11 protein-coding genes and 4 pseudogenes are annotated in these 15132 nt (G+C 31.1%); 1 reads left to right on the top strand and 14 read right to left on the bottom strand.

From position 1 onward, the window contains the following. From QZV12_RS11480 to QZV12_RS11430, 10 genes and pseudogenes are all read right to left on the bottom strand, one after another. Nucleotides 1–330, bottom strand: a pseudogene (locus tag QZV12_RS11480) (methanogenesis marker 3 protein); the annotation flags it as partial. Between the two features lie 440 nt (nucleotides 331–770). Beyond that, nucleotides 771–1793: a hypothetical protein gene (locus tag QZV12_RS11475; protein ID WP_295621963.1), complete on the bottom strand. Its 1023-nt coding sequence runs from the start codon at nucleotides 1791–1793 to the stop codon at nucleotides 771–773. A 56-nt stretch (nucleotides 1794–1849) separates the two neighbouring features. After that, the gene (locus QZV12_RS11470) at nucleotides 1850–3106 is read right to left on the bottom strand and encodes a hypothetical protein (protein ID WP_295621960.1); all 1257 of its coding nucleotides are present in this window, start codon (nucleotides 3104–3106) and stop codon (nucleotides 1850–1852) included. Nucleotides 3107–3228: 122 nt separating this feature from the next. After that, complete coding sequence (locus QZV12_RS11465; RefSeq protein WP_295621957.1) at nucleotides 3229–3708, bottom strand: hypothetical protein; 480 nt, start codon at nucleotides 3706–3708, stop codon at nucleotides 3229–3231. A gap of 664 nt (nucleotides 3709–4372) precedes the next feature. Then, a pseudogene (locus QZV12_RS13755) lies at nucleotides 4373–5051 on the bottom strand (amino acid ABC transporter ATP-binding protein). 10 nt (nucleotides 5052–5061) lie between these two features. Next, a complete protein-coding gene (locus tag QZV12_RS11450) occupies nucleotides 5062–5715 on the bottom strand; it encodes an amino acid ABC transporter permease (RefSeq protein WP_295621951.1) in 654 nt (217 codons plus the stop codon). 176 nt (nucleotides 5716–5891) lie between these two features. Further along, the gene (locus QZV12_RS11445; protein ID WP_295621948.1) at nucleotides 5892–6728 is read right to left on the bottom strand and encodes an amino acid ABC transporter substrate-binding protein; all 837 of its coding nucleotides are present in this window, start codon (nucleotides 6726–6728) and stop codon (nucleotides 5892–5894) included. A gap of 558 nt (nucleotides 6729–7286) precedes the next feature. Next, nucleotides 7287–8267 (bottom strand): methanogenesis marker 2 protein, encoded by a 981-nt coding sequence (locus tag QZV12_RS11440; protein WP_394350735.1) that lies wholly within the window; start codon nucleotides 8265–8267, stop codon nucleotides 7287–7289. 872 nt (nucleotides 8268–9139) lie between these two features. Further along, nucleotides 9140–10474: pseudogene (locus QZV12_RS11435) on the bottom strand (DUF2117 domain-containing protein); the annotation flags it as partial. 347 nt (nucleotides 10475–10821) lie between these two features. Beyond that, nucleotides 10822–11331, bottom strand: a complete 510-nt coding sequence (locus QZV12_RS11430) for a ribonuclease VapC (protein WP_295621942.1) — start codon at nucleotides 11329–11331, stop codon at nucleotides 10822–10824. A gap of 295 nt (nucleotides 11332–11626) precedes the next feature. Between QZV12_RS11430 and QZV12_RS11425 the strand changes: the two genes are divergently transcribed. Next, nucleotides 11627–12145, top strand: coding sequence for a molybdenum cofactor biosynthesis protein B (locus QZV12_RS11425; RefSeq protein WP_295621939.1), 519 nt, complete (start codon nucleotides 11627–11629; stop codon nucleotides 12143–12145). Nucleotides 12146–12198: 53 nt separating this feature from the next. Here QZV12_RS11425 and QZV12_RS11420 read toward each other — a convergent pair whose 3' ends face one another. From QZV12_RS11420 to QZV12_RS11405, 4 genes and pseudogenes are all read right to left on the bottom strand, one after another. After that, nucleotides 12199–12711 carry a hypothetical protein gene (locus QZV12_RS11420; RefSeq protein WP_295621936.1) on the bottom strand — a complete coding sequence of 171 codons (513 nt, stop codon included), beginning with the start codon at nucleotides 12709–12711 and terminating at the stop codon, nucleotides 12199–12201. Between the two features lie 112 nt (nucleotides 12712–12823). Then, entirely contained in the window at nucleotides 12824–13348 is a 525-nt protein-coding gene (pyrE, locus tag QZV12_RS11415; protein WP_295621933.1) for an orotate phosphoribosyltransferase, read from the bottom strand. Nucleotides 13349–13402: 54 nt separating this feature from the next. Continuing rightward, nucleotides 13403–13687 (bottom strand): PRC-barrel domain-containing protein, encoded by a 285-nt coding sequence (locus QZV12_RS11410; protein ID WP_295621931.1) that lies wholly within the window; start codon nucleotides 13685–13687, stop codon nucleotides 13403–13405. 100 nt (nucleotides 13688–13787) lie between these two features. Then, nucleotides 13788–14902 (bottom strand): annotated as a pseudogene (locus QZV12_RS11405) (sodium:solute symporter); the annotation flags it as partial. Nucleotides 14903–15132: the final 230 nt, after the last annotated feature.

Raw genomic sequence — 15132 nt, 5'->3', positions numbered from 1 at the left:
ATGTGAAGGTTCAAAATTAGAGCTTACAGGACCTATAGCCACTTCATTAGATGTTTCCCAACGAACATTATTAGAGATAAACTGAGAATAGTTTTCCTTGAAGAAATCAGTTAAAGGTTGTGATTTTTCAGAAACTTCCAATTCAATGAGAATACTTCCCTTAGGTGTCTTTATCTTATATTTGAGAATATTGCTTTGTATTTCGCTTTCTCCCTTAATAAGACAAACGATACTGCCTTTCTTGTAAGGAGCATTTGAAATTTCAATAGCCTCCTTGATGGTAGAACCTTCAGGAATATCCACATCTTCTCCATTAATTTTAATTAGCATAGGCTTGCCTCTTTTTTCAATAAAATAATAATCATCAAATAATTATAAAATAAGAGTTAATTTAAAAAATCCCCTATTTAATAAATTAAATATATGTATATTTTTAATAATATAAAATAGTTTTTAAATTAATTTATAATAATAAAAAAAGACTTAGAAATAATAATCATTTATCCAGAACTCTTAAAAAAATAAGATAATTTAATTAAAAGAAAATAAAATAGGATTAAACAAGGTTATTTTTATAAAAAAATGAGTTTGTAAAAAAGTTTAGGCTTAAAATCAGAATATTGATTTTTACTTTTAAAGAAATCTGATAAAATTAAAATAAGCCTATAAAATTTTACAGTCTCAAAAAAATAAAAAGAAGGAGATTTGATAATCAAATAATTATCAGACACTCCCAATAATATGGAATGAATTAACATTCCTTATGGATACTAATACAAAATAGAATCTATTACATTTCTACTATTTACATCAATAGATGAAATAGCATCAATTATTTCTTCTGCTGTAAATGAAGAGTTATCTGGATCGATAAACTGATTTACCACTTGTATGTCGCCATCCTTGTCAATTTTAATACTATGAATTAGATCTGAATCAACTATGAATGATTTTGAATCAGAAGACAAAGTTTTATTAAAATCATAATGATTAGCATAAGTAAGAGAAGGAGCAATTAATATCTCATAGTTTATCTCACCAGCAACAATAAACGCACTACCAATACTGGACGCAATAATATTAACAGTCACAAACACACTAGAAATAAGCTCAGCAGCAGCAAGGTCCCTTTCCATATTAGTAAGTGTATAAATACAGTTCTTAAGAAATTCAGCACTACTACCACTAATATACCTAACATGATGACCAATTAAAAAAGAAGAATATGGCTCAGTCCCAAAACACTTGTAATAAGCATCAATAAACTTAAGTTGAGTTGCAGCCTTTTTTTGTGAAAACGCAATCAAATCGTTCGCCACATTGGGATCATTTGCGGCGGCGTCAACTAAATCCACACCTTTGTATTTTGCCATATCCTGGTTATATTGAGTTACAGCCGCTTCAAACTCTGCTTTGGCGTCCAATATTTCCACGATTTGTCCAATAGATCCTCCAATTTGACCACCAGTAGCACCCCAACATGCAGATCCGACGATTAAAGACAATGCACAGGACCATCTGCAAAAGTTAACATCATAAACACAACTACAAACAACAGCAGCAGAAAATGAACCTATTGCAGTACCAATAGCTGCACCTACTGCCATACCAACTAAAGGATTAGCAGTTAAAAAACCTGCAACAAAACCTAAAACAAAAGATCCAGCATATGAAACAACTTTAATGGCAGTTTGCCATCCAGTACTTAAACTTTTCATATAGGCAATGTTTTCCCCATCACAGGCAGTATAATTCTTACCGTCAATATTAACAATTCCTTTATCGATATTCATGATGTCTTTGCCTTCGCTATAAGCATCATTGGAATAAAATGAACTATTGGTTATAATTAATAGGCCTTGATTGAAGATAGCAGCCCATATTTAGCTTTATTGTCATGAAATGTGCAATTCATACAATAAACAACACCACTATTAAAAAGTCCAGCACCATAATCACGGTCAAAAATGTAATCCATTTTATTTTCAAAAATTTCAATATTTCTCAAAATCATCTGAGCGCCAATATTTCTAAATGCATTGTTGAATCCGGAGACTTTGAGATTTGATGCAACAAATATTCCATCTCCACTCCAGTCAGCAAATTTCTTCTCATTACCTGCCTTATTTTCGATATTGATGTGTGAGCCTGCACCTTCAATATTAATCACCCCAAAACCTTTTGGAGTCCAAGACAAATCACTTCCAATTGACAATGTCTTATTAAATACAACGTTTAACACATACATTGATTTTTCCAAATCATCAATGCCATTTTCATTTAATAACTTTTTATAGTCAGATTTCACAGTACCTGCTGTGATTCCATTAGCTTTAATATAATCCTCAACACTATTTACAGTAACATGCTTAATAATCTCAAATGTGCCTTTATCAAAGTATAGATTAAGGAAAGTATATGTTAAGTCAGTTTCATTGATTTGAATATTAACCATTTTACGTATTTCAATTGTAGGATAAATATACTTACTTAAAGTCAGAGATAAAACATTTGTATCATTATCATAACTAGTAAAAGCACAAATACCATCATCTAAATTAAAATAATTTTTACCATAGAATAAAGACCCATAAAGAATCGGGAAAGTATCTACAACAGTATAACTGAAAGTCATGTATGATGGGAAACATACCCTACTATCAACATCCATTAAAGCACCGTCAACTATATCCGGAGCAACAAAACTGGAATTAGTATCATTAACTTTAATAAAATTCATATGATCAACAATACATGAAGAAAAGTTTTTAACATATAGTGCATCGCCGTCGAATCTGGCTTCACAGTTGGCAACCAAATTATCGGAGATTGTGACATTTGTTCCTTCAATATAAGCAAAACCTCCCAAACATCGGACATGATTGTTGATAAACTTATTATGGCCAATATATCCGTTGTTTCCGCTCCATAGGATTGAACCACCAGAATAACCTATATTATCAATGAAAGTACAGTTAACAATAGAATCGGAACCTCCAATCCATATAATAGGTGCAGAATCCATAGAAGATTTTTTAGGATATTTATCACCAAATAAATCAGCCCTATAATAATCATGAATAGTAGAAAGATTCCTAAAATTCAAATTACAAATTTTTACATTAAAACCACCGATTTTAAATACACTGGCAAGTCCATTACCATCAATAAAATGACCGTTACCATCAATAATTATATCACTAAATGTATTATGATTAGGAGTACTACTTAAAAAATACCAGTAATAAACTCACTATCAGTAGAATCATCATAGATATAATCCCTAGTTAAATTAAAAGTATGAACTTTGCCATATTTATTTGAATCAATGACTTTTCGTGTTTGTCCACCGTCAATAACTGTTTTGTAATCTTTATTATCCACAAAATCACAAAGGTCCTTATACAATAAGCTAAAATTACCTACAGCAATAGAATCTTCAACTATGATTTTATCCCCTGAATACTTTGCCCTGTTTTTATCTGTATTATAAAGTTCACTATTCAAATGTAAATGAGAACCATCAGAATCAGCAGAGCCTAAAGCATCATCACTATACAAAGTATGACTTGTAGATAATGAGTTATCTACCACATTATCAATGTCTGCAGGATTATCAACTAAATAATCATCCATATCAGCAGACAATTCAGTAACATTATCCAAATCAACTGCTGAAACAGCAGATACTGAAAAAAACAACAACAAAATAAATAAAATATACCTATAAAAAAAAACCCAAATAAAAAAAAAAAAAAAAAAAAAATAAATAAAAAATACCTATAATTCATAAAATTCTCCTGTAAAAAAAATATATAATATCTTATAATATTCATTATTTTAGTAAAATATCATATAATATACATCATTTACATTTATAATTCTTAAATATATATTTTTCCGCATGTAAGCACTTACATTCCTTATTTGAGTGCCTGCCAAAAGATTTTTTTTCAAACTTTACTAAAAAAAAACTATAAAAAAACCAAAAAATGAAAACAAAAAATAGACTTATGGCGAACACACCATTTACTAAAAAAAAACTATAAAAAAACCAAAAATGAAAACAAAAAATAGACTTTTAGCATCACTCCATTTACTAAAAAAAAAAAACTATAAAAAAACCAAAATGAAAACAAAAAATAGACTTTTAGCAAGCACTCAATAACTAAAAAAAGTGAAAAAATAAGAAAATAAATAAACTAAAAAAAAACTATAAAAAAACCAAAAATGAAAACAAAAAATAGACTTTTAGCAAACACTCAATAACTAAAAAAAAGTGAAAAAATAAGAAAATAAATAAAAAAAGGAAATTCTTAATCAAGGTTTTTGAGGGGAATCCTCAAAAAGCTATTTATAGGTGAAATTCTATCTATTCATAGAATTTACCTAAGAAATCCTTCATTCTTTGGTTATCTGATGAGAATACCTCTTCAGGTGAACCTTCCTCTACAATGACTCCACCATCCATGAAAATAATCATATCAGACACATTACGAGCAAAGTTCATCTCGTGGGTAACTATTACCATTGTCATATGCTCTGCAGCTAAATCCTTGATTACCTGCAAGATCTCACCAGTAAGCTCTGGGTCAAGAGCAGAAGTAGGCTCATCAAAGAACAGAATGTCTGGATCCATACAAAGTGCCCTTGCAATAGAGACCCTTTGCTGCTGTCCACCAGAAAGCTCAGAAGGATAGGCATCTTCCTTATCTTCAAGACCCATCTTTTTAAGCAAGCCCCTTGCATGTTCATATACTTCTTCTTTCTTTTTTGAACTCTTATAGGTGCATTGGTAATGTTTTTCATTACAGAATGATAAGGGAACAAGTTAAAGTTTTGGAACACTAATCCAAAGGTTCCATCAAAATCGATTGTTCCGCTGTCTTCAGTTTCCAAATCTGTAATGCACCTAAGCAAAGTGGATTTACCTGATCCGGAAGGACCTATAATGGATAACACTTCCCCTTTTTCACATTGAAAGAGATATCCTTTAAAACTACATTGTCTCCAAAACTTTTCCTAAGATTTTTAACTGTTAATAAACTCATGATATCTCTCCTATGTATCGTAATAATCTAACCTTTTCTCAAAGCGTTCCATGACAATAGCTACAAGTGCATTGAATATGTAATAGAATGCTCCTGCAATTAATAAAGCTGAAATAGATGCTTCAGCAGCTGCAATTTGTTTTGCAACAGTAAACATTTCCGGAATTGCAAGCACAAAGGAAAGGGATGTGTCCTTTACAAGAGTAATGACCTCATTGGTAACGGAAGGAAGCACTATTTTTATAACTTGTGGCAAAATAATTATAAATAAAGTCTCTAACCTATTGTAACCTAAAACCTGTGCCGCTTCATATTGACCTTTTGGAATGGATTCAATTCCTCCACGGAAAATCTCTGCAAAGTATGCTGCATAGTTAATGGTAAATGCAATGATAACTGCAACCATTCTGAATTCGCTTGAAAGAGTCATACCAAATATATAATAGGGTGAAAAGAATACTACAATCAATTGCAGCATCAAAGGAGTACCTCTCATTATTGAAATATATGCTTTCATCAGCCATTGCAATGGCTTGAAACTACTCATTCTCCCTGCAGCTACAGCTAAACCAAGAGGAATGGCGAATAATAATGTAAGCAAGAATATTTCAATTGAAGTGCACATACCCCACAACAATTCTTCTAAAATTTTACTTAATAACATTTAAATTCCCCAAAAAAATAAAAAAATTTGATTTGTGTAATAAATAAACTAAATAAATTATTTAAAAAGGGTTTTAATAAAAATAGAGCATTCAAATAATTTATTTAGCTTACCTATCATCTAAAAAGAATAAAAAAGGTTCATGCATAATAAATTATGCATAAACATTAAAAGATTTATTCTGAGTTAACAATAAGAGATCCAGGAATACCGTCATCTGCATATTTTTGTGCAATTTTCATAACAGTACCGTCTTCAAACATTTCATCTAAAGTGTCTTGAACTTGGTCTCTTAATTGTTCATTTCCTTTTTTAAATCCGATACCATATTGTTCAGAAGAGATTTCTTCAGGAATAATGAAGTAATCGGTAGGATTGTCTTTGGAACTGATGTCATGTTGAGCTACACCAATATCCATAGCTACTGCATCACATGCACCGGATTCTAAGTCCATAAATGCAGTGTTATAGTCAGCAACTTGAGTTAAGGTTTTAAAGATTTCAGCTAAGTCTTTTTGGTCCCCTTGAAGTGAGGATAATGCTGAAGAGTCTTTTTGAGTTTCTACAATCTTATCTTTTAAGTCAGCTGCAGTTTTAATTCCAGAATCAGCTTTAACAACGAAAATTTGTTTGTTGTTAATGTATGGTTTAGACCATGTGTAGTCATTTTCTCTACCGTTGATGGTGAAACCATTCCAAATACAGTCAATGGAACCAGATTCTAATTCTGCATCTTTAGCATCCCAGTCTATTGGCTGTTTCTTCAAGGTCCAATTGTTTCTGTCACAAACTTCTTGAGCTAACTCAAGGTCAAAACCAGTGTATTCCCCGTTATCGTCTTTGTATCCGTATGGAGGGAATTCTGCATCGAAACCAACAACTAAAGTGCTGTTGTCATTATCAGCAGATCCACCGTCTCCTCCTAAGAAATCGAGGAAACCTGCACTGGATGCACCAATGACTAAGAACGCTAATAATGCAATCCCTAAAATAATTCCTATTTTTTTATTCATATTTCCAAATAATATTTAATTTATAATATATTATAAATTAGATAAATAGAAAAATCTAATCTACATAATTATTTAAGAAAATCATATTATATAAAATAGTGTCATTTATTCAAAAAAGTTATAATATTTACATCAATAAAGCAAGTTATGTCTTTTAAAACTATTAAATAATAAATACTGTTTAAATTTTAATAAATGATATAATGAATAATTTTTAATAAAAATTATAAAACAATATGATAAAAATTTTTAATAAAATTAGAAAATATAGTAAAAATTAGTTTTTAGACATTGAAACAATTATAGAATCCAATAATTTAACCTTTTATGAATCAAAATAAAGAAAAAATAAGGTCGGAGAAATAGTTAAAATGAAAATAAAGATTTAAAATAAGACATATGAAAAAGTTAAAAAAAATTAAGAATCAAATAAAATAAAAAAATGAAATGAAAAATAGAAAAGTAAACTAAAAAAAATTAAGAATTAAATGAAAAATAAAAAAAAAATGAAAAATAGAAAAGTAAAATAAAAAAATTAAAGATTAATGTTGAAAAAGATTATTTTTCATCCATCACTAAAACTGGATTGTCTTTTTGAGAGAATAAAACTGCCTTCTCATCACCATATTCCAAATAAAGTACCTTTTCATCGATAACATCACCAACAACAGCAACTTCAAATGAATATGGACTTAAAGTGTCAATGATTTCCTGACAATTCTCTTCCTTTGCAGTTAAAACAAATGCTGCTCCCGGATAAGCCCTTAGCCAATCCTCCCAAGAGACATTAGGATTTCTTGGAATTGATTCAAGATTAACGCAAGCTCCAACACCAGATGCTTCAAGGAGCATTTCCAAAGTTCCTAAAGTTCCAGGATTGCTGATATCCTTTCCAGCAGTAGGAATATGCCTTTCTGCGATTTCCTGCATGATCTTGATCTGATCTTGAACTAGCTTGTCATCCTTTTCATAGGTGGTGTCCCAATTTAAGGCAAATTGAGGATGCTGCCTTCCATCAGTATCAATAGCAACAAGAACCTTATCTCCAGCACTTGCACCAGAAGATGTAATCAATGAATCCTTTTTAGCAATTCCAGCAATAGCCACATCCAAGGAATTGAATTCAGAATCAGGGTGAAGATGTCCTCCAACCATAGGAACATTAAATTTCTTGCATCCATCTACAATTCCCTGAAGCAGGTCATCATAAATCTCGTCATCAAAAATTGACATCGTATTTACCATAGCTATCGGCTTTCCACCCATAGCTGCAATATCATTAACATTTACCAAAACAGAACAATAGCCTGCCCAATAAGGATTGACACTCATCAATTGTCCCCAGATTCCATCAGCAGCAAGCAAAATAACCTGATTGTTTCCAATGTCAATAGCTGAAGCGTCATCTCCAAAATCAAGAAGGACTTCACCGGAAATATTATAAACTTCACTTAAAGTTTTTGTAACCTTTTCAATGGAATTCTTACGGCTGACACCTACAAATTCCTGAAGTGATTTAACAAGTTCATTAAAATCCATTTTTACACCTAAAAACAAAAAAATTAAAAATTCATTTAGTTAAAATAAATATAATAAAATTAAAATAATTAATTGGAATCCTTTGATTCATCAGATTCATTGAGAGAATCACCGAATTCCTCTTCTATATATTCTCCCCAGCCATCTTCATCATCTATCTCTTCATCTGCAGAATCTTCATTAGCTATTTCTTCTACAGAATCATCAGCATTAATATCATCAACTGGTTCTTCAATGAAAACTTCCTCAACAGGAACATCCTCATAAATGATTTCCTCATGAACATCATGCTCAACATAAATCTCCTCAACAGGAGAATCCTCTAGAGCAGCTTGCTCGGGAACATCCACATAAACGGTTTCCTCATGAACATCATGCTCAACATAAATCTCCTCAACAGGAGAATCATTCACTGGATCTCCAATAGGAACTTCATCATAATAAAGCTCATCCTCATGAATGTCTTCAGAATATTCCACTTCAACAGGATAGTCATCAACATAAACTACAGAATCATCTTCAACAATATAGACTTCTCCGTAATCATCACTACCATGCTCTACAATGATTTCCTCAAGCTCCGCATCAGACATTTCCTCTAAATCAGGCTCAACATAAATCTCATCAACTTGGGAATCCAAATCTCCATCCAAGTAAACTTCATCTGAATCTAAATGCTCATCAAAGTAAATGTCATCTTCCTCTTCATAAATCTCATCTTCAAAGCCATCAATGAAATCATCTGAGCCATCAACCAATTCCTGATTTCCATCAATGACTTCATGGTATGAATTGATAACATTATTGTTATAGTCCTTCTCAACAAAACTTGGAACGACATTAGTCACTTTTTCAACTACACGAGACTTGAAAACCTTTAGCATGATAGACTTAAACTCCTCAACAGATTCTTCTCCCTCTTTAAAAGGAATTTCTAAAGTGTCTTTAGAAAAGAAAATCTCTTCGTGAATATAATGACCTACAATATCATCAAATCCGGAAGCCACTTCCAAGAATGTTGATTTCTCATTAACAAAGCCCTCCTCGACAACCTTATCCAAATCTCCATCAGTGATTCCAATGATTGGAATATTTAAACGATATAAAATATCAGAGGCAACTAAAGAGGTATCATCACCAACTGTTACAACCAAATCAAAATCCTTGAACTTATAAATGTCATAAGCGGCATGATCCACATAAGCCACCTTAAATGAATAGTCATCATCTGATATTTCCTCTGAATACATCAGCCTTTCAGTATCACTGATGAAAACATCATTTTTAGACAATATGCGAGGATTTACATCAGAAGACTTTCTAAGCAATCCTGTCTTGACGATAACCCTATCCAAATCAACAGGACCTAACTTTTCCACACCATGATACTTCATGGTTCCATTGATGATGTCAACTAGAATTCCATTACGGGCAACTAAAACAATGGAATCTGCATTGGAGTAACCTACAACTATTCCATTGATGAAAATGTTCTCACCTTCACTTACCCCATGAATCTTACGGTAAGTGTAATGGCTGGAGCTATAATCCTCATATGATTCCAGCATTCTTTCAATGTTTTGCTCTTCCTGCATTTCTTCATTATTGGACAGATATTTTGCAACAACATCTTCAGGAGCAACTTCAGTTAAGTCTAAGGCAGCTTTCAAGCCTTCAAAAAACTCTTCAAAATTAAAGGTTAGAGAATCAACCATATTGTCTTTGCCTAAACCTAACTTAGCTCTTTTACTGTTTCTTCTTTTTTCCAACTGTTCATTCAATGTATAATTCCAACTGATGATTGAGCCATCCGGCTCCCCAGGCCTTTCAATTTGAATGACAGGTATCCTTGATTCATACAAGGACTTATGATTTGTAGCCAAATAATCTTCATTAGAAAGCTGTTTAAAGTAATGGGAAAATACATTATAGCCAAAAACCTGTCCGGTTTCAGCAGATTTTCCATAATTCAACAGGAAAATCACATCTGCATGCTCCCTATTGTATAACTCCAATGATTGACTTGGCAATAATTTCAAAGAAATATCGATAACATCTTCCAATCCTGCATCAATAACTGCAGTTCTGCCCATTGTTCCACCTAAACGACAATGGACATTACCAAAATTGGATAAAATATCAATAATCTTTTTGGCCCAACCGGAATCAACGATTCCAGGACCATGTACAACTACTCCAATTTCCATATTCACACCAAATATAGTTTTAGTCTATGGGTAAGATATAGATAAAAATAAAATTATTTTTGCCAAAATTTTATTTTAAAACAAAATGTTTTCCTTTTCCCCAATAAATCTCATTCAATTTTTAATGCTTATTTGAATATTGAAAATTCATTCAATACGTTTTTTCATAATCAAAAAATGAAAAATTCAATAATTCATTCAATACGTTTTTTCATAATCAAAAAATGAAAAATTCAATTTCCAAACTTATTTGAATATTAAAAATTCATTCAATACGTTTTTTCATAATCGAATAATGAAAAATTCATTCAATAAGCGTTTATTCCTTCATATATTGAAAAATTCATTCAATATGTTTTTATTCTTCTCTTAAAAACTTTAGACCCACATACCTCACAGTCATCAAAAGGATAATCTGCATCAAATTCCTTTTTGCATCCTTCACAGGTTTTAACCCAATTATAAACCCCTTTGATTCCTTCTGTTATAATGCTGTCATAAGGAATGTCTAGTATTTTCAAAACATTTTGCATTGAATAATCATCAGTTAAAACCTTAATGTTTGCATTTTCCTCATTAAGTAAGTCTAAAGCCAAAGCCAATAATTTTTTATCTGCTTCAGACAATCGCAAATCATCTCCTGATTTAGAGATGAATTCATTCAATTCTAAAACAAATTTCTCCTCTGGCTCCTTGATTATTATCTTTCCGTCTTCAATAGCTTGATCCAATAATATCTTGGATTTTAAGTCCTTAACTTCATCAGTTATTTCAGAAACTGTGTAATTAAATTGGCTTCTAGGTTCAAAACCATTTATAAATGCAGAAGCATCCAAGACATAATATAAATCATTCATGGTAAATATATTTATATTTTATATAAATAAACTTAATGATATAAATTTAAGTACACCTAAATATTAAAAGAAAAAAGTATTAAGAAAATATAAAATAACAAGTAATAATATTAAGTTTTTAAAAAAAATTATTTAATGTAAAAAATATAAAAATATAAAAAAATAGTTTAATAAACAGAAAAGAGAAATTAAATAAACTAATGAAATAGATTATAGAAATAAATATCAATGATAAAATAAATTCAATGAATGAAAAAAGTTTAATTTAATTCAAATAAAAGAAAGAGGCAATATTATGAAAAGTGAAACAATGGAATTACATAAAAAGAAAGCACCAATAAAAGTATCCTGTGGAGTAATCACTCTTAGCGACAGATTTTCCAATGACGAAGAAGGAGCAGAAAAGGACTTGTCTGGAAAATACTTGAAAGAGGAATTAGCTAAGAAATATGATGTAGACGCATATGCAATAATTCCAGATGAAATTGACACCTTAAGAAACACAATTGAAGAAATGATTGATTCAGGAGTTGAAGTGATAATTACAACAGGTGGAACTGGTCTTGAATCAAGAGACATAACCATTGAAACAATAGAACCTCTTTTTGAAAAAGAGATTAAAGGATTTGGAGAAATCTTTAGAGCAATTTCCTATGAAGAGCTTGGAGCAGGATCCTTATTGTCAAGAGCAACTGCAGGAATCTATAGAAAAACTATGATATTTGCAATGCCTGGATCTCCAAATGCAGTAAAAACAGGATTAAGAATAATAATTGACGAATTAGGACATTTAAAAAAGCATGCAACAAAATAATTAAAATAAAAAAAGAAAAAGAATTATAAAAATTTAGGGAAATCCCTAATTTTTTATTTATTTTTAAATGGAATCAAAATTAAAGACAATAAACACAATAACAATAAAAGAGCAGGATTTCCGGCAGTGATCCCTAAATCCACACCACCATCATTATTACTATTTTGAGAATTTGACATGTTTTGGCTTCCACTTCCAAGCATATCTTTTGAAGCAGCTGCATCTAAAAATTTAGAAGTCGCCCTAAAACCAGAACCCAATTCCCATAAATCATCTCCTATATCTTCATCAGACTCATATTCTTCATCGGATCCATCTTCTTCTTCAGATTCATCATCATCAGAATCATCATCCAAATCCTCATCATCAAAATCCTCATCATCAGAATAATCAGAATCATCATCAAAATCATCATCAAAATCGTCATCTGGTATTGAATCCCCTTCATCATCTGAAAGGTCACCATCAGAAACCACACCATCATTAGAATCTGCATAAGCAGAGCCAATGGCAACCAAGATAATAATTAATGAAGTTAAGATTATAAATAAACGAGATTTATCCATTTCATCACCAAAAATCTATTAAAAAAATTAAAAATTAAAAAAATTATAAAAAAATAAAAAAATAAAAAAATAAAAAATAAATATTAAAAAACAACTGAATTATTAAAATCAATTATTCAAAAAATTCGCTTACGGAAATTAAAGGTTCAAGAGTAATTCCTTCTTTTTCGAAGGTCTCCATTGCACCTTCTTCCCTGTCCACAACAACAAATGCTCTTTTAACTACTCCACCATTATCAACTATTGCATTAATGGCTTTTAGTAAAGATCCACCAGTGGTTGTAACATCTTCAACAAGAATTACATTGTCACCTTCAACCAAGTCACCTTCAATTAATTTAGAGGTCCCGTATCCTTTTTTCTCTTTTCTAATCATTAAAAGAGGTTTTTTAGATTCAAGTGAAACAGCAGTTGCAATAGGAACAGCCCCTAATGCAGGACCTGCAATCTTATCAATATCATCATCAATCTTTTCATTGATCAATTGAGCTATAGTAGATAAAATTTCAGGCTGTGTGATTGCTCTTTTCATATTAACATAATAATTGCTTTTTTTACCTGAAGCAAGTATGAATTCACCTTCTTCAAAAACCTTTTCTTCCTTTAATATTTTAATTAAATACTCCTTTGAAACCATCTAATCCATCCAAAATAATATAAATTAACAAATAATCATTAAATAGCTTAAAAATTATAATTTGCTTTTTAATTCTTCAATCTCTTCTTCAAGCTCACTGAAATCCTCATCAAAGAGGTCTTTTATAATAATCTTATCCCCAATTTTGCTAACCATATCAAAAGGAACTACCAATTCACTTTTTCTGATGTTTAATGTTTCCTGAAGTCCCCCTTGAGACACTATGATTGATTCAATTGTTTCCTCGTAAATATCAAAATCAACATCAACCACTTTTCCCATAATGGTAACATCACTGGATAATACCTCTTTACCGACTAATTCTTTAATTATTCTCATAAAATCCTCTCAAGAAGTTTTATTTTAAAACCCATTTATTATAAAATAGTATTTCATCAGTATAACCTTCAGAATGTCCTCTAAATTTAAATGCATCTACAATATCATGTCCTAAAGAAGTACCTTGAGTGTGGTATTGTGAAGATAATGTAGACATAGCTGCTGCAAGCAATGAAAGCAGGAAGATATATACAAACCATTCAGGAAGAGCTGTTGAAATGAAAGTTGGAATGATTGAATTCATATTTCCTCCAACATAATCAATAGCTATCTGTCCAAAGTTTTGATAGAAGTAAACGTTACATAATGATCCTACAACATAAGCGCTTCCAGTCATAACAAAGATGAATATTGCACCAATTAAAAGGGACCTGTGCAATTCTTTGTCAGATTTTACAGTCATGAATCTTACTGCAAGCTGTGGTTGAGCCAATGCACCGATACCTACTCCCATAATGGTTGTGGTTACAAGTGACCACCAGAATGGTGTTCCCAATTTAGGGAAGCTTGTCCAACCAGTACCACCTTCAGCCAAAGCATCCGGAGGATATAAATGGGCCATATTTGTTAAAGCTGTGTTTGCTTCAGTAATACCTCCTAATACCCAGTAAATGAATACAAGCAAGATCAACATACCAACAAACATGATACTTCCTTGCAATGCATCAGTGTACATAACTCCCTTTAATCCACCGAATAATACATATCCGCAAATAACAATCGCAAGAACTAAAAGAGCTACATTAAAATTAAGCATTAAGGAAGATTCCATAAATCTTGCTGCACCAATAAGCACTACCGCCGCATAGATAGGCATGAACAGAAGATCAAGACTCCACTGAAAAACTGTAAGAATTTACTGTCAAATCTACGGCCTAAAAACTCTGGGAATGTAAGAGAATTAAGATTTTTACCCATTCTACGAGTTCTTTTACCGAAAAATACAAATGCAACGAATATTCCAAGAAGAATATTCAAGAATGCAAGCCATAGTATCCCCATACCATATTTACCTGCAACTCCTCCAAAACCTACAATAGCTGCTGTAGAAATAAATGTTGCCCCATAACTTAATGCCATGATGTATGGGTGAGTCTGTCTACCTGCAACCATAAAGTCTTCAAAGGAATTGGTCCTTTTATATGCTAGGTAACCGACGTAACCTACCATAAGGAAGTAAACAATAAAAACAATTCCTAATATAAAATAATCCATTTAAAGACCTCTAAATTAAAATTATATAAAAAATGATTTTTAATAAATATCCCATTCCAAAATCACACAATTTAAAAAATTTGTTTATTTATAAATTCTTTAATGAAAATGAACCAAAATTTCCTTTTTAGAACAAAATATCTTAAAATTAACTAAATTTAAGCTTAATCATTTTACACATTAATTTTTAAATAATATTATATATAAATTTTTTTAGAATTGGAAAAAGG

Origin of the sequence: uncultured Methanobrevibacter sp., from assembly GCF_902769175.1 — an archaeon.
Lineage (GTDB): Archaea > Methanobacteriota > Methanobacteria > Methanobacteriales > Methanobacteriaceae > Methanobrevibacter.
Note: the sequence above shows the minus strand (reverse complement) of the source record. Positions and strands in the feature narration are given on the sequence as shown.